This is a genomic window from Shinella yambaruensis (assembly GCF_022899355.1).
Classification (GTDB): domain Bacteria; phylum Pseudomonadota; class Alphaproteobacteria; order Rhizobiales; family Rhizobiaceae; genus Shinella; species Shinella yambaruensis.
In genome coordinates, this window is the sequence record NZ_JALJCK010000004.1 from 130,933 (window position 1) to 149,789 (window position 18,857).

Here is an 18,857-nt window from a genome sequence, read left to right on the forward strand (position 1 = left end):
AGGAAGGAGAATCGAGATTTAGCCGATCGGCCGTGCGCTGTCACGCGCGCCCGAAGCGCGCCTCTCAGTCTTTCGGGCGGTTGGGCAGGCGGCCGTAGTCGTTCGGCCCGTTCGTGCCCGGCCAGACCATGAAGGCGAAGAGCGCGAAGAAGGAGATGGCCGGGATGAACAGGCAGATGATCAGCGGCAGCGGCAGGTTCATGTCGTGCAGCCGCTTGACCGTCAGGAGGACGGAGGACACCGTGGAGACGAGCGCCACGCCGACGAAGACGAAGGACCAGAAGAGGAAGGAGGGATCCTCCTCCGGCACGATGATGATGCGGGCGAGCGCTGCCGAAAGCAGCATCAGCCAGAAGGCCCAGCCGAGCGCGAAGGGCACTCGGCTGACCCGGCCGGACCAGCCGAAGAAGAGCCAGGCGAGGCTCGGCCTCTGCTCTTCCACGACCGCCATGGCTCAATCCCGGAGCAGTTCGTTGATGCCGGTCTTCGAGCGGGTCTGCGCGTCGACACGCTTGACGATGACGGCGCAGTAGAGCCCCGGCGCCGGCAGGCCGTTCGGCATGGTCTTGTCCGACGGCATGGAGCCGGCGACGACGACGGAATAGGGCGGCACTTCGCCATAGGTCACCTCGCCCGTCGCGCGGTCGACGATCTTGGTCGACTTGCCGATGAAGACGCCCATGCCGAGCACGGAGCCCTCGCGCACGATGCAGCCTTCGACGACCTCCGAGCGGGCGCCGATGAAGCAATTGTCCTCGATGATCGTCGGGCCGGCCTGCATCGGCTCCAGCACGCCGCCGATGCCGACGCCGCCGGAAAGATGCACATGCTTGCCGATCTGCGCGCAGGAGCCCACCGTCGCCCAGGTGTCGACCATCGTGCCCTCGCCGACATAGGCGCCGAGATTGACGAAGGAGGGCATCAGGATGGCGTTCGGCGCGATATAGGCCGAGCGGCGCACCACGCAGTTCGGCACGGCGCGGAAGCCGGCCTTCTCGAATTCGTTGACGCTCCAGCCGTCGAACTTGGAGGGCACCTTGTCCCACCAGGACGAGTCGCCCGGGCCGCCCTTGACGATCTCCATCGGGTTGAGGCGGAAGGACAGGAGAACCGCCTTCTTCAGCCACTGGTTCACCGTCCAGGTGCCGTCCTCGCCGCGCTGGGCGACGCGCACTTTTCCGCTGTCGAGCAGGTTGAGGGACGTCTCCACCGCATCGCGCACTTCGCCGCGCGTTCCGGTGTTGATGCCGTCCCGTTCCTCGAAGGCGCGCTCGATGGTGGCGGAAAGGGTGGCGAGGTCAGACAGGCTCATCGGAATTCCTTAAACTTCGAGGCTTATTTTCGATTGTCGGGATGCCGGAAGGTTGATTTCATCAATCTGCAAAATGCTCTAGAGCAAGTGCCGGAAAAGATGAAGCCCCTTTCCGGCAGATACTGTCGCACGGGCGCAATGGTAATCCCGTGGGGCCGGAAAGCGGGCCAGCAAGCAGGAAAATGACATGGCAAGACTGAAGAAGAAGAATCTGCGCCGCAAGGACGGCGTGTGGGATCCGTTGGCCGACAGCGCGCAGGACAAGCACCGCGCTGCCGTCGTGCCGCAGACGCCGCAATCGGCCCATCCGGCCTACCGGCTTGCCTATGTCGACGACGATTTCCTCTGCCGCGAGGAGCTGCGTCCGGTGCGCCTGCAGCTGGAGCTTCTGAAGGTCGAGATGATGCTCGCCGAGCGCGGCATCAAGTCGACCGTCGTGATGTTCGGCGGCGCGCGCATTCCCGCCCCCGGCCAGGAGGCCTGGGCGGCGCGCAACGAGACGCAGCGCCTCAATCTCGAAGCCGCCTCGGTCTATTACGACGAAGCCCGCAAATTCGCGCGCAAGTGCTCGGAGAAGTCGGCGGAACTCGGCTTCAAGGAATATGTCGTCGTCACCGGCGGCGGGCCGGGCGTCATGGAGGCGGGCAACCGCGGGGCGGCTGATGTCGGCGCGCCGTCGATCGGCCTCAACATCGTGCTGCCGCACGAGCAGGCACCGAACCCCTATGTGACGCCGGAGCTCAGCTTCAACTTCCACTATTTCGCCATCCGCAAGATGCATTTCCTGCTGCGCGCCAAGGCCGTGACGGTGTTTCCGGGCGGCTTCGGCACGCTGGACGAACTGTTCGAGACGGTGACGCTGATGCAGACGGGCCGCATGGCGCTGGTGCCGCTCATCCTGTTCGGCAAGGAATTCTGGCGCAGGATCATCGATTTCGACGCGCTCGCCGCCTTCGGGACGATCGCGCCCGGCGATGTCGAGCTGATGCAGTTCGTCGAGACGGCCGATGAGGCTTGGGACATCATCGTGAAGTTTTACGAGAAGCTGGAGGCCGAGCAGGCGGCAGCCGCGCTCGCTTGAGAGGCCTGGCCGGAATCGTGGCCGGGGCCTTCCGGTGCCGTTCCTCAATAAAAACGCCCCGGCATCGACCGGGGCGTTCCGCATTCGACGCGGCGCTTACTTGTGGCGCCTGCCCATCTCGTCGGCGGTGATGAAGCCGTCGCCGTTCCGGTCGCGCTGCTTGAACATCGCGGCGGCGGCGGTTTCCATTTCCGCCTTGGTCAGCGTGCCGTTCTTGTCGGCATCGGCCCGCTCGAACATGCGGCCGCCCATGCGGTCGATCCGGGCTTCGCGCAGCGCCTCGCGGGCGGCCGCCTTCGCCTCGCCATCCGTCGCCTTCACTTCGCGGAAGGCCTTGCGGGCGTCTCGGAAGGCCTCGCGCCTGGCGTCGACTTCGGCCTTCGTCACCTCGCCGTTCTTGTCGGCGTCGAAGCGCTGGAAGGTTTCCGAGGCGCGCTGCAGCAGCTCCTCCTGCGAGACCTTGCCGTCGCTGTTGGCATCGAGGCGCTTCAGCATGCGCTCGGCCCGTTCCTCGCCACCCTTGCCGTGGTGACCCTTGCCCTTATGGGGGCGGGCATCGGCCGTGTCGATCGCGCCGTCCTTGTTGCTGTCGCGCCGTTCGAAGATCTTTTCCGCCGAGGCAAGCACTTCCGCTTCGGAAAGCGTGCCGTTCCTGTCGGTGTCGGCACGGTCGAACATGCGTCCGGCGCCCGGCAGCATGAAGGGGCCGGCGGCCCGCAACGCCTCGCGTGCCTTGTCCTTGTCTGCATCGGCGGCGTCACGCACGGCCTTGCGGGCATCGCGGAACGCGTCGTGGCGGGCCTTGATCTCGTCCTTCGTCACCTGGCCGTCGCCGTCGGCATCGAAGGTCTTGAAGGCGGCGGAGATGTTGGTCTTGAACTCGTCGAGCGAGACCTTGCCGTCCTTGTTCGCGTCGAGGCGCTCGATCATCGCGGCATGGCGCGGTCCGTGCCGGCCCTCGCCCTTCGCGGCGAAGGCAGGGGCGGCGGCGCCCGAAAGCAGAAGGCCGGCGGCGACGGCGCCGAGAAGAAGTTCCTTTTTGGCCATGGTCATTCCTTTCATCCATCATCGTCCCTTGGGGAGGCAGGATAGGGGGAATGCCGGCCGGCACCAGTTACAAATTGGTAATTCAAGCTTTTGACGGAAAAGGGTTTTTTCCGTGTCGGGAATGTGTCGGCTCTTGCCTAGAGCAGCGCGTTGAGGAAGGCCGTCAGGTTCGAGGTCGCATAATCGATATGCTTGTCGTCCTCCGTGCGTTTCTCCCAGGCATCGGTGAATTCGTGGCCCTCGTCGCGCGGGGTGAGCAGCACGGTCTTCATGCCGAGCGTCTTCGGCACGATGAGGTTGCGCGGCAGGTCCTCGAACATCACGGCCTGCTTCGTGTCGACCCTGTGCAGCGCCATGAACTTGTCATAGGTCGCGCCGGCCGGCTTCGGCACGTATTCGGCCGCCACGATATCGAAGACGTCGTCGAAATGGTGGAAGATGCCGAGGGCCCTCGCCGCCATCTCAGCATGCTTGACGCTGCCGTTGGTGAAGATGAACTTGCGGCCCGGCAGCGCCTGGATCGCCTCGCCGAGCGGCAGGTCGGGCGACAGCACGTCATAGTTGATCGCATGCGCTTTTTCGAGGAAGTCCACGGGGTCGATGGCGTGATGGATCATCAGGCCCTTGAGCGTCGTTCCGTGGTCGAAATAATACTGCTTCTGCAGGGCGCGCGCTTCCTCGCGCGACAGGCCGAGCAGGGCCGAGACGTAAGCCGTCATGTTCTTGTCGATCTGGGCGAAGAGATCGACATGGTGCGGATAGAGCGTGTTGTCGAGGTCGAAGACCCAGTCACGCACATGGCTGAAATCGGCTTTGTTCGGAAGATCGGTCATGCAGCGTCTTATGGCATGCGCCCGCGTGGAGGGAAACGGAATTTTCCATGGGAGGCTGGCGCCGGCGATGGATTTGGCCCGGCCCGCGTGCTAGCGGCAGGGCATGGAACTCTGGATCCCCATCACCATCGCCGCCGCCTTCCTGCAGAACCTGCGCTCGGCCCTGCAGAAGCATCTTCAGGGCAAGCTCGGCACGCGCGGCGCGAGCTTCGTGCGCTTCGGCTACGGCTTTCCGCTGGCGATCCTCTACGTGCTGGTGCTGAATCGCATCGTCGGCCTCGCCTTCCCCTCGCTGAACTGGACCTTTGCCTTCTGGGCCGTCATCGGGGGGCTGGCCCAGATCTTCGCCACCATGCTGCTCGTCTATCTGTTCTCTCTGCGGAATTTTGCGGTCGGCACGGCCTATTCCAAGACGGAGCCGGTGCAGGCGGCGATCTTCGGTTTCGTGCTGCTCGGCGAGCGCATCACCTTGGGCGCGGTCATCGCCATCGTCGTCGGCGTCATCGGCGTGATGCTGATTTCCGTCGCCCGCGCGCCGCTCTCCTGGCGCAACACCGTCGCTGCCCTGACGAGCCGCACCGCCCTGATCGGCATCGCCTCCGGCGCGGTCTTCGGCGTCTCGGCCGTCGCCTATCGCAGCGCGTCCCTCTCGCTCGACGGGCCGGGGCCGATCATGAACGCTGCGGTGACGCTCGCCTGCGTCACCACTTTCCAGACCGCTTTCATGCTGGTCTGGATGGCCTGGAAGGACAAGCGGGAAATCGTCGAGGTCTTGAGAAGCTGGCGCTCGTCCGCGCTGGTCGGCATTGCCGGGGTGCTGGGTTCGGCCTGCTGGTTCACGGCGATGAGCCTCCAGCAGGTCGCCTATGTGCGCGCGCTCGGCCAGATCGAGCTGGTCTTCACCTTCATGGCCTCGTATTTCCTCTTCCACGAGCGGGTCAACCGCACGGAAGTCGTCGGCTGCCTGCTCATCGTCTGCGGCATTCTGGGCCTGCTCTTCTGGTGAGGGACCGGCGGCGCGAAGCCGCCGGCAGAAGCATCAGGGCACGATCAGCGTGCCGGCGCCGTGCTCGGTGAAGATCTCCAGCAGCACCGAATGGGCGGTCTTGCCGTTGAGGATAACGACGCCCTGCACGCCGGCCTTGATGGCGTCGATGCAGGTCTCGACCTTCGGGATCATGCCGCCGGAGATCGTGCCATCCTTGATGAGGGCGCGGGCCTCGGCGGCCGAGAGTTCCTTGATGAGCTGGCCGTTCTTGTCGAGCACGCCCGGCACGTCGGTGAGGAAGAGCAGGCGCGTCGCGTTGAGCGCGCCGGCGATGGCACCGGCGAAGGTGTCGGCGTTGATGTTGTAGGTGTGGCCGTCGCGGCCGGGGGCGACCGGGGCGATGACCGGGATCATCTCGGATTTGGCGAGCAGGTCGATCAGCGTGCGGTCGACCTCCACCACCTCGCCGACGAAGCCGAGATCGAGGATGCGCTCGATATTGCTGTCCGGATCGACGACCGTCTTCTTGGCCTTTTCGGCGAAGACCATGTTGCCGTCCTTGCCGCACAGGCCGATCGCCCATTCGCCCGTCTGGTTGATGAGCGCGACGATCTCCTTGTTGATCGAGCCGGCGAGCACCATCTCGACGATCTCGACCGTCTTCTGGTCGGTGACGCGCAGGCCCCCCTCGAATTTCGATTCGATGCCCATCTTGGTCAGCATCGCGCCGATCTGCGGGCCGCCGCCATGCACCACGATCGGGTTGACGCCCGACTGCTTGAGCAGCGCGATGTCGCTCGCGAAAGCCTTGCCCAGTTCCGCATTGCCCATGGCGTGGCCGCCATATTTCACCACGATGGTCTTGTTCTCGTAGCGCTGCATGAAGGGCAGGGCTTGCGCGAGAAGGCGGGCTTGGGTTTCGCTTTCGGATAGGGACATGGCGGCCTCTTGGGAATGGGTGGGCGCCTGTTTAACGCATGTTTCGTGACGATGGAATGATCCGCCCGCCATATTGCTGCCGGGGCCTGGAAAAAGACGGGCAAGGCCTGCCGGGGGCGCAAGATCGGTGGCGGGAAAGGGCGATGGGGAATATGATGGCGCGCTTGCGCATTTGCATGAGCAAAAGCGCGCGGGAATGCCTATATAGGGCCGGAGGCCCGTTCCTCGCCCCGACGCTGCCGAAACCAGAGGGAGTGCATGAGCCGATGACGGCGCCCGACCGAGAGATGAGAGACCCCCGCCGCGACGAGGTGATCGCCGGCGAATATGTGCTCGGGGTGCTTTCCGCCGAGGACCGCCGCAAGGTCGAGGCGCGGCTCGTCAAGGACCGTCAGTTCGCCGCCATCGTCAATCGCTGGGAAGAGAACCTCGCCACCTTCGAGGACGACTACGAGGCGCTGCATCTGCCGCCGCGTGCCCGCTCCCCCATGGAGCAGCGCCTGCTCGGCGCGACACCACGGGATGCCGCCTTCTCCGGCAAGGTCGCGGGCGGCTGCTGGGGTTCGCTCGCCTTCTGGCGGGCGCTTGCCCTTGCCTCCTTCGCCGTTGCGGCGGGCCTTGCCCTGTTGATCAGCGCGCTCATCGCTCCACGCCCGGTGAGCGGCGGGCGCCTCGTCGCGGACCTGGCGGGAGAGGGCGCCGCGATCGATCTCGTCGCGCGCTATGACGAGGCGAGCGGCTCGCTCAAGGTGACGCCGGTCGCCGGCGGTAGCAAGGACAAGTCGCTCGAACTGTGGCTGACGCAGGAGGGCAGGGCGCCCGTCTCGCTCGGCGTGCTGCCGCAGACCGGCGAGGGCACGCTCACCGTGCCGGGGGAACTGCGTGGCCGGCTCGTCCAGGGTGCGACGCTCTCCGTCAGCGCGGAGCCCTTCGGCGGTTCGACCGGCGGCAAGGCGACCGGCCCCGTCCTTGCGTCCGGTGCCGTCCGGTTCGATTGAGCCCTATCGGGCGATGGCCGCGATGATGGCGTTGCGCAGGTCGTCGAGCCCGCGGCCCTTCTCCGAGGATGTGGCCAGCACTTCCGGATAGGCGGCCGGGCGCTTGGCGATCTTCTCAAGGGTTTCGCCGACGAGGCGCGGCACGCCGGCATCCTTGATCTTGTCGGTCTTGGTCAGCACGATCTGGTAGGAGACGGCCGCCTTGTCGAGCAGGGCGAAAACCTCCTCGTCGTTCTTCTTGATGCCGTGGCGGCTGTCGACCAGCACATAGACGCGCTTCAGCGTCGAGCGGCCGCGCAGGTAGTCGAAGACGAGCTTGGTCCAGGCGTCGACCTGTTCCTTCGGCGCCTGGGCATAACCGTAGCCGGGCATGTCGACGAGCGCCATCGGCGGCAGGTCGTCCTCGGCGCCGGAAAAGCCGTCCGGGACGAAATAGTTGAGCTCCTGCGTGCGGCCGGGCGTGTTGGATGTGCGTGCCAGGCCCTTGTGGCCGACCAGCGCATTGATCAGCGAGGACTTGCCGACATTCGAGCGCCCGGCGAAGGCGATCTCCGGCGGGCCTTCCGGCGGCAGGAATTTCATCGCCGGCACGCCGCGGATGAAGATCCACGGCCTGCCGAACAGCGGCTTGTCGTCCGGCGAGGTCGTCTCGGTCATAAATCGCGCCCTTGTTGTCCGGCCCCCGGCTTCCCGGTTTTGGTCGCGAAAGTCAAGCGCGCCGCTGCCGCCAGAGCTCGACGCCGAGATAGCACAGGAGCGCCGCCAGTACGATGACGCCGCCGATGACGGTGCGAGCGCCCGGCACTTCGCCATGGATGACCGCCACCCAGAGCGGCGCCAGAACCGTCTCCGCCGTGCCGAGCAGGGCGGCGAGCGCCGAGGGGACGAGGCGGGCGCCGGTGACGAAGAGGGCGAGGCCGAGGCCGAAATTGAGCGCGCCGAAGACGATGAGAATGCCGAGTTCCTGGCCGCTCACGGCAAAGCCGGAGGCCTGGCTTGCCGCCACCGCGCAGGCGACGAGCGTGCCGAAGAAGACAGCGGGCGTCATGCGCACATGGGCGAAGCGCCGGGTGATGATCGTCGCGGTGGCGAAGGCGAAGGCGATCAGCAGGGCGAGCGCATCGCCCATCATCGAGACGCTGCCGCCGAGCGATTCCGAGACCATGATGGCAACGCCGCCGATCACCGCCGCGATGGCGACCCAGGTGTGGAGGGCGATCCTCTCGCGGAAGAGCAGCCATGCCATCAGCGCGGCGATCAGCGGCACGCCGGCCTGGATCAGCACGACATTGGCGACGGTCGTATAGGCAAGCGCGAGGATGAAGGATGTGGAGGCGGTGGCAAAGCACAGCCCCACCGCGATGCCGGCAAGTCCCATGCCCCTGAACAGCTGCACGGTGCCGCGCGGGCCGTCACGCAGCAGCATGAAGCCGAGCAGGAAAAGGGCGGCAAAGAGCGAGCGCCAGAAGACGACGGTCCAGCCGTCCTCGATGGCCAGAAAGCGCGCCAGCGTGCCGCCGAAGCTCCAGACGACGGCCGAGCCCAGCACGAGGGCGGCGCCATAGCCCTGCCCCCGTCTCTCCGGAAGCGTGGGGGTGAGCGGAAGCGTGGAAGCGGACATGGTGCGCTCGCAAGGGCAAGTCCGGCAAAAGAGCGAGAAGCGGTCTTGCGTTCGGGCTTGCATGAAGACAAAGGGTCGCCGGGAGCATGACAGGGATGCGCCCGCGCCGCTTCCATGCCAGCGACGGGGCGATGTCGCAAGCGGGCCTTGCGGAAAAATCGGCAAAAAGAAACCCCGGCGCGAGGCCGGGGTTTCCTTGGAGTTCGTCGAGGCGGTCGTCAGGATGATCCGGCTTTCTTTCCGAACAATCCCTTCAGATTGTCGAAAAGCTCGATCTTCACGCCGTGGCGCTTCATGATGATGCCCTGCTGGATGATCGAAAGCAGGTTGTTCCAGGCCCAGTAGATGACGAGGCCGGCCGGGAAGGTCGCCAGCATGAAGGTGAAGATCAGCGGCATCCAGGTGAAGATCATCGCCTGGGTCGGGTCCGGCGGCGTCGGGTTCATGCGCATCTGCAGGAACATGGTGATGCCCATGATGATGGGCCAGACGCCGATCAGAAGGAAGTGCGGCACGTCGTAGGGCAGCAGGCCGAACAGGTTGAACAGCGACGTCGGATCGGGCGCCGAGAGGTCCTGGATCCAGCCGAAGAACGGCGCATGGCGCATCTCGATGGTGACGTAGATCACCTTGTAGAGCGCGAAGAAGACCGGGATCTGCAGGAGGATCGGCCAGCAGCCCGCGAGCGGATTGATCTTCTCCTCCTTGTAGAGCTGCATCATGGCCTGCTGCAGCGCCATGCGGTCGTCGCCGTGCTTGGCCTTCAGCTCCTCCATCTTCGGCTGCATCTTCTTCATGTTCGCCATGGAGGCGTACTGCTTGTTGGCAAGCGGGAAGAACAGGCCCTTGACGACGATCGTGGTGATCAGGATCGCGATGCCGAAATTGCCGAAATAGCGGAAGAAGAAGTCCATCATCTGGAACATCGGCTTTGTGAAGAACCAGAACCAGCCCCAGTCGATCATCAGGTCGAAGCGCGGGATGGAGTAGGACGCCTCGTACTGGTCGATGATCGGCACTTCCTTGGCGCCCCCGAAGAAGAGGTTCTTGACCTCAATCGACTGGCCGGGCGCGATGGTGACGTCGTCCTGGCGGTAGTCCGCCTGGTAGCGCGGACGGCCGTCCTGGAAGTAGGAGAAGCGCGTCTCGTAGGGCGTCGCCTGCGGCGGCACGAGGGCCGTCGCCCAGTACTTGTCGGTGATGCCGAGCCAGCCGCCGGTCGCCTTGCCGGGCGCGACCGTCGTGTCTTCCTCGGTCTCGCTATACTTCACCTCGTGTAGGCCGAGATCGCCGAGCACGCCGATGAAGCCTTCGTGCAGCACGTAGACGGACGGATCCGTCGGCTTGAAGAAGCGCGTCGAGCGGCCATAGGGCGAAAGCGCGATCGCCGCATCCGTGCGGTTCTCGATGCTGTCGGTGATCGTGAACATGTAGTGTTCGTCGACCGCGATCGTGCGCGTGAAGGTGACGTTCTTGTCGTTGGTATAGGTCAGCTTGACCGGGGTGGTCTGCGTCAGCTTGCCGGTGCCGTCCTGCGTCCACACGGTCTGCGGGCCGGGGACCTGGCCGGTCGCCTCGCTGCCGACATAGCCGATTTCGGCAAAATAGCCGTGTTCGGTCTCGGCGGGGCTGAGCAGCGTAATGATCGGGCTCGTCTTGTCGACGGTCTCGTGGAATTCCTTCAGCTTCAGGTCGTCGAAGCGGGCGCCCGTCAGGCTGATGGAGCCGGAAAGCGACGGCGTGTCGATCTCGATGCGGGCGGACTTGGCAAGCGCCGTCTCGCGCGTCTCGGTCGTGGTGGTTGCCGCCGTGCTGCCCGGCAGCGTGCCGCTCGTGCCGGTCGCGGTCGTCGTCGTGCCGCCGGAGGTGGTGGTCTGCTGGCTCTGGGCGGCCTGCTGCGCTTCGAGCGCGGCGCGGTCCTTTTCCAGCTTGGGGTTCACATAAAGGAACTGCCAGGCCACGAGGATCAGCACGGACAGCGCGATCGCCACGAAATAATTGCGGTTTTTTTCCATCACTCTTTCCCGGGAGCAGCAGGGCGCTGCTGCTGCTTCTGTTTCTTGACCGTCGCGATCCTGTCGTTGAGACGGGCTTCAAGGGTTTTGAAGGGGGCGCTCAACACGTCCCGTCTGGCGACAACCACATAGTCGTGTCCGGGCTCCATTGCAAACCCGGCCGATAGCCGCACCGCCTCTTTCAGGCGCCGGCGCATGCGATTGCGTTCCACGGCGTTGCCGTGCTTCTTGGTAACGGTGAAGCCGACGCGGGGCGCTTCGTCCGGCATCTGCCGGTCGCGCACTTCGAGAAGGAACAGCGGTCCCTTGCGTTTCTCGCCCTCGCGCACAAAAAGAAACTGCGGACGGCTTTTCAGCCGTCCGACAGCAGGTTTCTCAACAGTTTTCGTCATGTGCCCGTCGCCTCTGTTCGGGCAGGCACGGCCTTAGGCCGAGAGACGTGCGCGGCCGCGGGCGCGACGTGCGGACAGGACCTTGCGGCCGCCCTTCGTTGCCATGCGGGCGCGGAAACCGTGACGACGCTTGCGAACAAGCTTGGAGGGTTGGTAGGTACGCTTCGACATTTATTTAATACCGCGGTGTGCGGCCCTTCTTGGGTTTGCGTTACGCAAGGAGCGTTGAAGTCCGGCATAGACTTGCCCTCGCAGGAAGCCAAGCTTTCCGGACGTGCGCGGCTTATAAGGGCAAAAACGGTCGAAAGTCAATTGCGGACGCGGCGCCGTGCGCGACTGTCACAATGGTTAACGGGGTAACGCCTAGAAGTTGCACCTGAATTGTGCTTTGTCATGCTTTGGTCACGTTACGTGAGGCGGGTTTCCCGGATTTCCAGGCTTCCTTCCCGCCCCGGTGCATTAGCGATTGCAAATGCGCCCAATGTTTGGGCGGTTGTATCAAAGTCTAATTAACTTTTAGCGTTTACCTTCCTTCCCAAGGCGAAGCGGGTGGGGCCCTCTTGCCATCCATCCTTCTTGGAGTGTGACGTGAAGATACGCGGCAAAATCTATCTCATCGTGGGCTTGATGGGCCTCATCTCCGTCCTCATCGGCGGGATCGCCGTCCATGTGGTGTCGGAATACAGCGACAAGCTCCGCCAGTATGAGAACGCCGCCGACCGCGCCTTCCTTGGCGAACACCTGAACCGTCAGGTCACCGCCGTCGTCATGGAATCCCGCGGCATCTATGCCTCCAAGGACATGGAGGGCGCCGCGAAATTTGCCGAGGGCATCGCCAAGGAACTCGACGGCATCGACAAGACGCTGAGCGAATGGCGCCCCATCGTGCCGGAGGCACAGAAGGCCGCGTTCGACGCCGTGGTGGCGCGCGCCGCAGAATTCCGCACCTTCCGCATGGAAACGGCCCGCCTCGGCACGAGCGTCTCCATCGCCGCGGCCAACGAGCAGGGCAACAACGAGGGCAACCGCGCCAACCGCAAGGCCTTCCAACAGGAGATCGACGCCGTTGTCCAGACGGACAACGAGAACCTCACCGCGATCAAGGCCGATGTCGCCGCCTTCGAAACCCTCATGCTGATGCTCGTGCTCGGCACGGTCGGCGTCGGCCTCGCGCTCGGCGGCGGCGTTGCCTTCTATATCGCGACCAACGAGCTCAGCCGTCCGATCCAGAACGTGACCGAGACGATGAACCGTCTTGCCGGCGGCGATCTCGACACGGAAGTGCCCTATACCGGCCGCAAGGACGAGATCGGCGAGATGGCCGCCGCCGTCGCCATCTTCCGCCAGAATGCCATCACCGTGCGCGATCTCAACGCCCAGGAGGAGATCCTGCGCGAGAAGAGCGCCGACCTGCAGTCCTCGATCGCCACCGTGGTGCATGCCGCGGCGGCGGGCGACTTCTCCTCGCGCATCGACAAGGACTACCACAACGAGGACCTCAACCGCTTCGCCCGCAGCGTCAACGAACTGGTCGCCGGCGTGGAGGAGGGCATTGCCGAAACCCGCCGCGTCATCGGCGCGCTCGCCGAGGGCGACCTGACGCAGACCATGGACGGCACCTTCCGCGGCGCCTTCGCCGAATTGCAGCAGAACGTCAACGCGACGCTCGCCACCCTCCAGCGCACCATGCGCGAGGTGCGCGCCTCGACGGATGCGATCAACGCCAATTCCGGCGAGCTGCGCACCGCCTCCGACGACCTTTCCAAGCGCACCGAGCAGCAGGCCGCCGCGCTGGAGGAGACCTCCGCCGCCCTCGAGGAGATCACCGCCGCCGTCAAGAACTCGACGGAGCGGGCGAACGAGGCGACGACCATGGTCGGCGAGGCGACGCAGAGCGCCAAACAGTCCGGCGACATCGTGCGCAATGCGATCGGCGCGATGAGCCGCATCGAGCAGGCCTCGAACGAGATCAGCCAGATCATCTCCGTCATCGACGAGATCGCCTTCCAGACCAACCTTCTCGCGCTCAATGCCGGTGTCGAGGCCGCGCGTGCCGGCGAGGCGGGCAAGGGTTTTGCCGTCGTCGCGCAGGAAGTGCGCGAGCTCGCCCAGCGCGCCGCCAGCGCCGCCAAGGACATCAAGGGCCTCATCACCAAGTCGGGTGACGAAGTCTCCGTCGGCGTCAAATATGTGCAGGAGACGGGCGCGGCCCTCTCCGACATCGAAAACCGCGTCGTCACGATCAACGACCGCATCCATGCGATCGCCACCGCGGCCCGCGAACAGGCGACGGGCCTCCAGGAGGTCAGCACGGCCATCAACCAGATGGACCAGGTCACCCAGCACAATGCCGCGATGGTCGAGGAGACCTCGGCCGCCACGCACAAGCTGAAGGGCGAGGCCGACAGCCTGGCCGATCTCGTCGCCCGCTTCCGTACGGGCGATGCCGTGCAGCGCGTGGCGGCCGTGCGTGCCGAGACCCGGCCGGTCGAATCGCCCGCCCGCCGCATGATCGGCAATGTCGCCCGCGCCTTCGGCGGCAATCGCGGCGCTGCCACGGCGGCTGCCGCCCAGGAGAACTGGGAGGAATTCTGATCGCCGCCCCCGCGCCCTGAGAGGCGCGCACGGGGCGCTGCGGCATTTCGTAGCCGGATTCCGGCCTTCGGCGCGGCGGTCGCGGGATCGCCGCGTTTTTGCCGTTTCCGCGGCGCCGTTGGAAAATTTGCCGCAATCTCCTATGATTGGCAGGAATACGTCGCCGATCCCCGGTCGCGACGCGGCCTGCCGAGGAGTTGAAAGATGGTGGACAGAGACGGGGTGCCGTCCTTGACCGAGAAGCCGGTGCCGGCGGTCGGCTTCCTGTCCGGCCTGTCGGGGCGGCTCCTCCTGGTCACGGCCATCTTCGTCCTGATCGCCGAAGTGCTGATCTTCGTGCCGTCGGTCGCCAACATGCGCCTGCAATGGCTGCGCGACCGCCTGAACACGGCGGCCGCCGCCAGCGTCGTCATCGAGGGCCTGCCGGACCACGAGCTGCCGCGCGCCGTACAGGAAGAGACGCTGATGGCGACCGGCACCAAGGCGATCATCCTGAAGCGGGAGGACGCCTCCCGCATGGTCGCCGCCGTCGACATGCCGCCGAGCATCGACGCGCAATACGATCTTTCCGACGTCTCGACGCTGACCGCCGTCTACGACGCCTTCGACACGCTGCTCTTCGGCGGCGACCGCGTCATCCGCGTCTTCGGCCCGGTCGGCGAATCGAGCACGCGCATCGAGCTGCTGCTCGACGAGCGGGCACTGCGCCGCGCCATGCTGGGCTATGCGCGCAACGTCTTCATCCTGTCCATGATCATCTCCGTGGTCACGGCGAGCCCCATCTTCTTCGCGCTCAACCGCCTGCTGATCCGCCCGATCCGCCGCATGACCGCGAACATCCAGGAATTCGCCGCCGACCCGTCGAACCCGGCGCGCGTGCTGGAGCCGTCCGGCGGGCGCGACGAGATCGCCGTCGCCGGCATCCATCTCGCCGCCATGCAGCAGACGTTGCAACGCACGCTGAAGGAGCAGAAGAACCTCGCCGATCTCGGACTTGCCGTGTCGAAGATCAACCACGACATGCGCAACATCCTCTCCTCGGCCCAGCTGATGTCCGACCGCCTGTCCGACGTCGACGACCCCGTGGTCAAGCGTGTCGCGCCGAAGCTCCTGCGCAGCATCGACCGGGCGGTGGGCTATACCAACGAGGTGCTCTCCTACGGCCGGATGCGCGAGCCGGAGCCGCGCCGCCGCTTCGTCGCGCTGCGCCCGCTGGTTCAGGAGGTTTCCGAGGTGCTGGCGCTCGATTCGCGCAGCGACATCGATTTCGTCGCGCAGGTCGAGCCGGGCCTCCAGGTCGATGCCGACAGCGAGCAGCTCTTCCGCGTCATCCACAATCTGTGCCGCAACGCCGTCGAGGCGCTGTCGCAGGACAGCGGCGCGGAGCGCCGCACCGTGCTCGTCACGGGGCTTCGCACCGGCAGCGTCGTCTCCATCGCCATCGACGACAACGGCCCCGGCATGCCCGCCAAGGCGCGCGAAAACCTCTTTGCCGCCTTCCGCGGCTCCGTGCGCTCGGGCGGCACGGGCCTTGGCCTTGCGATCGCCCGCGAGCTCGTGCTCGCCCATGGCGGCACCATCGCGCTGGTGGAAAAGCCGACGCCCGGCACGCTGTTCCGCATCGAACTGCCGGACCGCCCCGTCCCCCTCGACGCCTTCCGCCACCGCGCCTCGTAATCCGGGCCTCTGCTGCTCCCCCGTGTGACGGCCCGATGAAAAAAGTACATTATTTCTGCGAAAGACGCTTGCAATAGACCGGAGGACCCTTTAGAGAACCGCCTCGCAGCCGGGCAACACGCCCGCCACTGCCAGCGCACCCGTAGCTCAGCTGGATAGAGCACCAGACTACGAATCTGGGGGTCAGGAGTTCGAATCTCTTCGGGTGCGCCATTCTTCCCAATCCAAAAGATGATCTGCCGGCCGCTCCGCGGTCGAACCTGGCCGTCCTCGGCTCTCTCCCGGCATTGCCGTTCGCGTGACCGATATGCCACGCGGGGCGCTCCGTGGCAGTCCTTGCCTTCGGGCTCTCTTCAAAACCGCCCGCCGCTCGGCTAAGCAGGGATGAACGGTGCGAGGTATGCACCGGCGAAACCTTGAAAGCGGAAGGAAGCGGGGCATGATGAACCGCGAAATGCCGCGCGTATTGCGTCGCGTGATCTTCGCCGGACTGCTTGCCCTTGCAGGTTGCGCCGGCCGGCCGGAGGGCGTGCTCGTGCCGAGCGGCGAAACGCCGGCGGGCGTCTCCACGGTGGACCTCCTGGTCGCCACCACCCGCGCGCCCTCGCAACAACCGGGCGTGCTGTTTTCCGGCGAGCGCGGCTCCGAGCTCGTCATGCGCGACATCACCGTCTCCATTCCGCCGGACGGCAAGCGCAAGGTGGGGCAGGTGCAATGGCCGGAAAAGCTGCCGGCCGATCCGATGAAGGATTTCTCCACCGTCAGCGTGACGCCGATCGACAGCGCGAAGGCCGGCCGCGCCTGGCTCGACGGGCACCTGCCGAAGAGCCGTCGCGTGCTCGTCTTCGTGCACGGCTTCAACAACCGCTATGAGGATGCCGTCTACCGCTTCGCGCAGATCGTGCACGATTCGAAGACCGACGCCGCGCCCGTCATCTTCACCTGGCCCTCGCGCGCCAGCATCTTCGACTATTCCTACGACAAGGAAAGCACGAACTATTCGCGCGATGCGCTGGAGGAGCTGCTGCGGGCGGCGGTCGACACGCCGGAGGTCGGCGAGATCACCATCATGGCCCATTCCATGGGTACCTGGCTTGCGGTGGAGACGCTGCGCCAGATGGCGATCCGCGACGGGCGCGTGCCGAAGAAGATCCAGCAGGTCATCCTCGCCTCGCCCGACCTCGACGTGGACGTCTTCGGCCAGCAGCTGCGCGCCATCGGCGCGGAGCGCCCGCAATTCACGCTCTTCGTTTCGCGTGACGACCGGGCGCTGACGCTCTCGCGGCGCATTTCCGGCAATGTCGACCGGCTCGGCCAGATCGACCCGTCCCAGGAACCCTATCGCAGCATGCTGGAAAAGCAGGGCATCATCGTGCTGGACCTGACGGCGCTGAAATCCGGCGACAGCCTGAACCACGGGAAGTTCGCTGAAAGTCCGGAGGTCGTCCGGCTCATCGGCAACCGGCTGATCGCCGGCCAGACCGTCACCGATTCCGAGGTGGGCCTCGGCGACCGGCTCGGTGCGGTGGCGCTCGGCACGGCGCAGACGGTGGGCAGCGTCGCCAGCATCGCGGTCTCCACGCCCATCGCCGTCTTCGATCCGGTGACGCGCAAGAACTACGACGACCAGTGGCTGCGGTTCGGCCGCTCGGTCGAGGATACCGCGGTGACGGCGACCGGACAGTAAAAAGGCGGCCCCCGCAGGGGCCGCCCTTCCTCGATGATCCCGCGGGGTCAGCGGACCCAGATCACCTCGCGGGTGCTGCGGTCGACGAGAACGGGTCGTTCGTCGACATAGATGTAACCATAGGTCGGGCTTTCCGGCACTTCGACGATCTGGACGGTGTCCGGAACCACGACGCCGGCCTCGACCGGGCCTTCCAGCACGACGGGCTCCAGCGGGTGGCGCTCGACATAGGTGATGGTCGTCTCCGGGATGTCAGGCGAGATGCTGGCGGTCGTCTCGATCTCGGGCGCATAGACGACCTGGCGGCTGTCCGTGCGCACGATCACCGGGCGGTTGTCGATATAGACATAGGCGAGGTCCGGATGATCGGGGATCGGCGTCAGCGTGACGGTGTCGTCGAAGCGCGTGTCGGCAGTCAGCTGTCCGTCCAGGACGACCGGCGGCGTCGGGTTTTCCATAACATAGACGCGGGCATCGTCCGGAACGGCGGCTTCCGCACCGATCGCCACGCCGACGACGCCCCCGACGATGGCGCCGACCGGGCCGCCGACCACGGCGCCCGCAGCAGCACCGGCGGCACCGCCCGCAGCGCCGCCGAGAACTTCCTTGTCGCCATCGTCCGCATGGGCGACCGTGGCGCCGATGAGTGCCAGCGCGGCACCGGCCATGAGAATCTTGCGCATGTCTTTCTCCTTCGAAAGTTGGGTTTCCCACCCCTTCGGCGGAGACAACGTAAGATGCCCTGCCCGGTTCCCGCAGAACGCGGATCGGGCATCACGATGTGTAACGCGTGTTAACCGGCCTCTTCAGGCGATCTCGGAATCGCGCCGTGCGATTTCATAGTCCTCGTGGTGTACCTGCAGGCCCTCGCCCGTCACCACGACGATGCCGTAGGCGGCAGGCTCGTCCACCGAGAGCGAGGCGTTCGGCGTGTCGAAGGGCATCGGCTGCTGATGGACGGGGCTCTTGAAGATGGAGAAGGGAATGCCGCGATGCGAGCCGCCGATCGTGCGGTGCACATGGCCGGCGAAGATGTGGCGCACATTGTCGTGTTTCAGCACGAGATCGTAGAAGGCGTCCTCGTTGCCGAGCCTGATCGCATCCATGCCGGTAAAACCCGTCTTGTGCGGCGGGTGGTGCATGAAGAGGAGGACCGGAAGGCCGTTCGCGCCCGCCAGCATCCGGTCGAGCCAGGCGAGGCGTCGTTCGCACAGGTAGCCGGCATGGCTGCGCGGATAGTCGTAGGGTGGAGCGAAGAGCGTGTCGAGCAGCACCACGCGGCAGTCGTCGAAGTCGATCACCTGCTGCACGAAGCCGTCCTCGTCGGGCGCCACATGGGCGAAGGTCTCAAGGAAACGCTCGCGATAGTCGTGGTTGCCGATGGTGATGGCGGCGGGCGGCACGAGCAGCGACAGCAGGTCGCGCAGGCGCTCGTAGGACATCGTGTCGGCACGGTGCGTCAGGTCGCCGGTGAAGATGACCCGGTCGGCGTCGGCATGGTGACGGTTGACATGCTCGATGCCGGCAAGCAGGCGCTGATAGGGATCGAGGCCGATGATCTTCGTGCCCTCGGGCACCATGTGCAGATCGGTGAAGACAATGAGCTTGGTCATGAAAGGGCCTCGTGGCGAACGGATTGTCCGGGATGGGCAACCTCCTCCCGGGTGCTTTT

The 18,857-nt window shown here is 65.6% G+C and carries 18 protein-coding genes and 1 tRNA gene; 7 read left to right on the forward strand and 12 right to left on the reverse strand.

The window, feature by feature from the left end:
• Window positions 1–64: 64 nt before the first annotated feature.
• Both MUU56_RS10600 and dapD read right to left on the reverse strand, forming a co-directional pair.
• On the reverse strand, window positions 65–451 hold the full coding sequence (locus MUU56_RS10600; protein WP_244767276.1) for a DUF805 domain-containing protein: 387 nt from the start codon (window positions 449–451) through the stop codon (window positions 65–67).
• A 3-nt stretch (window positions 452–454) separates the two neighbouring features.
• Entirely contained in the window at window positions 455–1,312 is an 858-nt protein-coding gene (dapD, locus tag MUU56_RS10605; RefSeq protein WP_244767277.1) for a 2,3,4,5-tetrahydropyridine-2,6-dicarboxylate N-succinyltransferase, read from the reverse strand.
• A 187-nt stretch (window positions 1,313–1,499) separates the two neighbouring features.
• Here dapD and MUU56_RS10610 point away from each other — a divergent pair, with 187 nt between their 5' ends.
• Window positions 1,500–2,393, forward strand: a complete 894-nt coding sequence (locus MUU56_RS10610; RefSeq protein ID WP_244767278.1) for an LOG family protein — start codon at window positions 1,500–1,502, stop codon at window positions 2,391–2,393.
• 96 nt (window positions 2,394–2,489) lie between these two features.
• Here MUU56_RS10610 and MUU56_RS10615 read toward each other — a convergent pair whose 3' ends face one another.
• Window positions 2,490–3,446, reverse strand: coding sequence for an EF-hand domain-containing protein (locus tag MUU56_RS10615; protein WP_244767279.1), 957 nt, complete (start codon window positions 3,444–3,446; stop codon window positions 2,490–2,492).
• 131 nt (window positions 3,447–3,577) lie between these two features.
• On the reverse strand, window positions 3,578–4,273 hold the full coding sequence (locus MUU56_RS10620) for a pyrimidine 5'-nucleotidase (protein ID WP_244767280.1): 696 nt from the start codon (window positions 4,271–4,273) through the stop codon (window positions 3,578–3,580).
• Between the two features lie 103 nt (window positions 4,274–4,376).
• Between MUU56_RS10620 and MUU56_RS10625 the strand changes: the two genes are divergently transcribed.
• Window positions 4,377–5,279: a DMT family transporter gene (locus MUU56_RS10625; RefSeq protein WP_244767281.1), complete on the forward strand. Its 903-nt coding sequence runs from the start codon at window positions 4,377–4,379 to the stop codon at window positions 5,277–5,279.
• A 33-nt stretch (window positions 5,280–5,312) separates the two neighbouring features.
• Here the strand turns inward: MUU56_RS10625 and argB are convergent, their stop codons facing one another.
• A complete protein-coding gene (argB, locus tag MUU56_RS10630) occupies window positions 5,313–6,200 on the reverse strand; it encodes an acetylglutamate kinase (protein WP_244767282.1) in 888 nt (295 codons plus the stop codon).
• A 287-nt stretch (window positions 6,201–6,487) separates the two neighbouring features.
• On the opposite strand from argB, the gene MUU56_RS10635 reads away from it, so the two are divergent.
• Complete coding sequence (locus tag MUU56_RS10635; RefSeq protein WP_317633292.1) at window positions 6,488–7,198, forward strand: anti-sigma factor; 711 nt, start codon at window positions 6,488–6,490, stop codon at window positions 7,196–7,198.
• Between the two features lie 3 nt (window positions 7,199–7,201).
• On the opposite strand, the gene yihA is transcribed toward MUU56_RS10635, so the two are convergent.
• The 5 genes from yihA to rpmH form a co-directional block, all read right to left on the reverse strand.
• Window positions 7,202–7,855: a ribosome biogenesis GTP-binding protein YihA/YsxC gene (gene yihA, locus MUU56_RS10640; RefSeq protein WP_244767284.1), complete on the reverse strand. Its 654-nt coding sequence runs from the start codon at window positions 7,853–7,855 to the stop codon at window positions 7,202–7,204.
• Window positions 7,856–7,907: 52 nt separating this feature from the next.
• The gene (locus MUU56_RS10645) at window positions 7,908–8,819 is read right to left on the reverse strand and encodes a DMT family transporter (RefSeq protein WP_244767285.1); all 912 of its coding nucleotides are present in this window, start codon (window positions 8,817–8,819) and stop codon (window positions 7,908–7,910) included.
• 218 nt (window positions 8,820–9,037) lie between these two features.
• Window positions 9,038–10,834, reverse strand: coding sequence for a membrane protein insertase YidC (gene yidC, locus MUU56_RS10650; RefSeq protein ID WP_244767286.1), 1,797 nt, complete (start codon window positions 10,832–10,834; stop codon window positions 9,038–9,040).
• The gene (gene rnpA / locus MUU56_RS10655; RefSeq protein WP_244767287.1) at window positions 10,834–11,226 is read right to left on the reverse strand and encodes a ribonuclease P protein component; all 393 of its coding nucleotides are present in this window, start codon (window positions 11,224–11,226) and stop codon (window positions 10,834–10,836) included. The genes yidC and rnpA overlap by 1 nt, the downstream gene beginning before the upstream one ends.
• 33 nt (window positions 11,227–11,259) lie before the next feature.
• Window positions 11,260–11,397 carry a 50S ribosomal protein L34 gene (gene rpmH, locus MUU56_RS10660; protein WP_037405882.1) on the reverse strand — a complete coding sequence of 46 codons (138 nt, stop codon included), beginning with the start codon at window positions 11,395–11,397 and terminating at the stop codon, window positions 11,260–11,262.
• Between the two features lie 417 nt (window positions 11,398–11,814).
• Here rpmH and MUU56_RS10665 point away from each other — a divergent pair, with 417 nt between their 5' ends.
• The 4 genes from MUU56_RS10665 (at window position 11,815) to MUU56_RS10680 (ending at window position 17,185) form a co-directional block, all read left to right on the forward strand.
• The gene (locus MUU56_RS10665) at window positions 11,815–13,821 is read left to right on the forward strand and encodes a methyl-accepting chemotaxis protein (protein ID WP_244767288.1); all 2,007 of its coding nucleotides are present in this window, start codon (window positions 11,815–11,817) and stop codon (window positions 13,819–13,821) included.
• A gap of 204 nt (window positions 13,822–14,025) precedes the next feature.
• Window positions 14,026–15,498: a sensor histidine kinase gene (locus MUU56_RS10670; protein WP_244767289.1), complete on the forward strand. Its 1,473-nt coding sequence runs from the start codon at window positions 14,026–14,028 to the stop codon at window positions 15,496–15,498.
• A 136-nt stretch (window positions 15,499–15,634) separates the two neighbouring features.
• Window positions 15,635–15,711, forward strand: a tRNA-Arg gene (locus MUU56_RS10675).
• A gap of 226 nt (window positions 15,712–15,937) precedes the next feature.
• Entirely contained in the window at window positions 15,938–17,185 is a 1,248-nt protein-coding gene (locus tag MUU56_RS10680; RefSeq protein ID WP_244767290.1) for an alpha/beta hydrolase, read from the forward strand.
• A 47-nt stretch (window positions 17,186–17,232) separates the two neighbouring features.
• Here the strand turns inward: MUU56_RS10680 and MUU56_RS10685 are convergent, their stop codons facing one another.
• Together MUU56_RS10685 and spdA are read right to left on the reverse strand one after the other, a co-directional pair.
• Complete coding sequence (locus MUU56_RS10685) at window positions 17,233–17,868, reverse strand: DUF1236 domain-containing protein (protein ID WP_244767291.1); 636 nt, start codon at window positions 17,866–17,868, stop codon at window positions 17,233–17,235.
• Between the two features lie 123 nt (window positions 17,869–17,991).
• On the reverse strand, window positions 17,992–18,798 hold the full coding sequence (spdA, locus tag MUU56_RS10690) for a 2', 3'cyclic nucleotide phosphodiesterase SpdA (protein WP_244767292.1): 807 nt from the start codon (window positions 18,796–18,798) through the stop codon (window positions 17,992–17,994).
• Between the last annotated feature and the right edge of the window lie 59 nt (window positions 18,799–18,857).

Coding starts and splice junctions, on each gene's coding strand:
- MUU56_RS10600 (WP_244767276.1), bottom strand. CDS start 451: ATGGCGGTCGTGGAAGAGCAGAGGCCGAGCCTCGCCTGGCTCTTCTTC.
- dapD (WP_244767277.1), bottom strand. CDS start 1,312: ATGAGCCTGTCTGACCTCGCCACCCTTTCCGCCACCATCGAGCGCGCC.
- MUU56_RS10610 (WP_244767278.1), top strand. CDS start 1,500: ATGGCAAGACTGAAGAAGAAGAATCTGCGCCGCAAGGACGGCGTGTGG.
- MUU56_RS10615 (WP_244767279.1), bottom strand. CDS start 3,446: ATGACCATGGCCAAAAAGGAACTTCTTCTCGGCGCCGTCGCCGCCGGC.
- MUU56_RS10620 (WP_244767280.1), bottom strand. CDS start 4,273: ATGACCGATCTTCCGAACAAAGCCGATTTCAGCCATGTGCGTGACTGG.
- MUU56_RS10625 (WP_244767281.1), top strand. CDS start 4,377: ATGGAACTCTGGATCCCCATCACCATCGCCGCCGCCTTCCTGCAGAAC.
- argB (WP_244767282.1), bottom strand. CDS start 6,200: ATGTCCCTATCCGAAAGCGAAACCCAAGCCCGCCTTCTCGCGCAAGCC.
- MUU56_RS10635 (WP_317633292.1), top strand. CDS start 6,488: ATGAGAGACCCCCGCCGCGACGAGGTGATCGCCGGCGAATATGTGCTC.
- yihA (WP_244767284.1), bottom strand. CDS start 7,855: ATGACCGAGACGACCTCGCCGGACGACAAGCCGCTGTTCGGCAGGCCG.
- MUU56_RS10645 (WP_244767285.1), bottom strand. CDS start 8,819: ATGTCCGCTTCCACGCTTCCGCTCACCCCCACGCTTCCGGAGAGACGG.
- yidC (WP_244767286.1), bottom strand. CDS start 10,834: ATGGAAAAAAACCGCAATTATTTCGTGGCGATCGCGCTGTCCGTGCTG.
- rnpA (WP_244767287.1), bottom strand. CDS start 11,226: ATGACGAAAACTGTTGAGAAACCTGCTGTCGGACGGCTGAAAAGCCGT.
- rpmH (WP_037405882.1), bottom strand. CDS start 11,397: ATGTCGAAGCGTACCTACCAACCCTCCAAGCTTGTTCGCAAGCGTCGT.
- MUU56_RS10670 (WP_244767289.1), top strand. CDS start 14,026: ATGGTGGACAGAGACGGGGTGCCGTCCTTGACCGAGAAGCCGGTGCCG.
- MUU56_RS10680 (WP_244767290.1), top strand. CDS start 15,938: ATGATGAACCGCGAAATGCCGCGCGTATTGCGTCGCGTGATCTTCGCC.
- MUU56_RS10685 (WP_244767291.1), bottom strand. CDS start 17,868: ATGCGCAAGATTCTCATGGCCGGTGCCGCGCTGGCACTCATCGGCGCC.
- spdA (WP_244767292.1), bottom strand. CDS start 18,798: ATGACCAAGCTCATTGTCTTCACCGATCTGCACATGGTGCCCGAGGGC.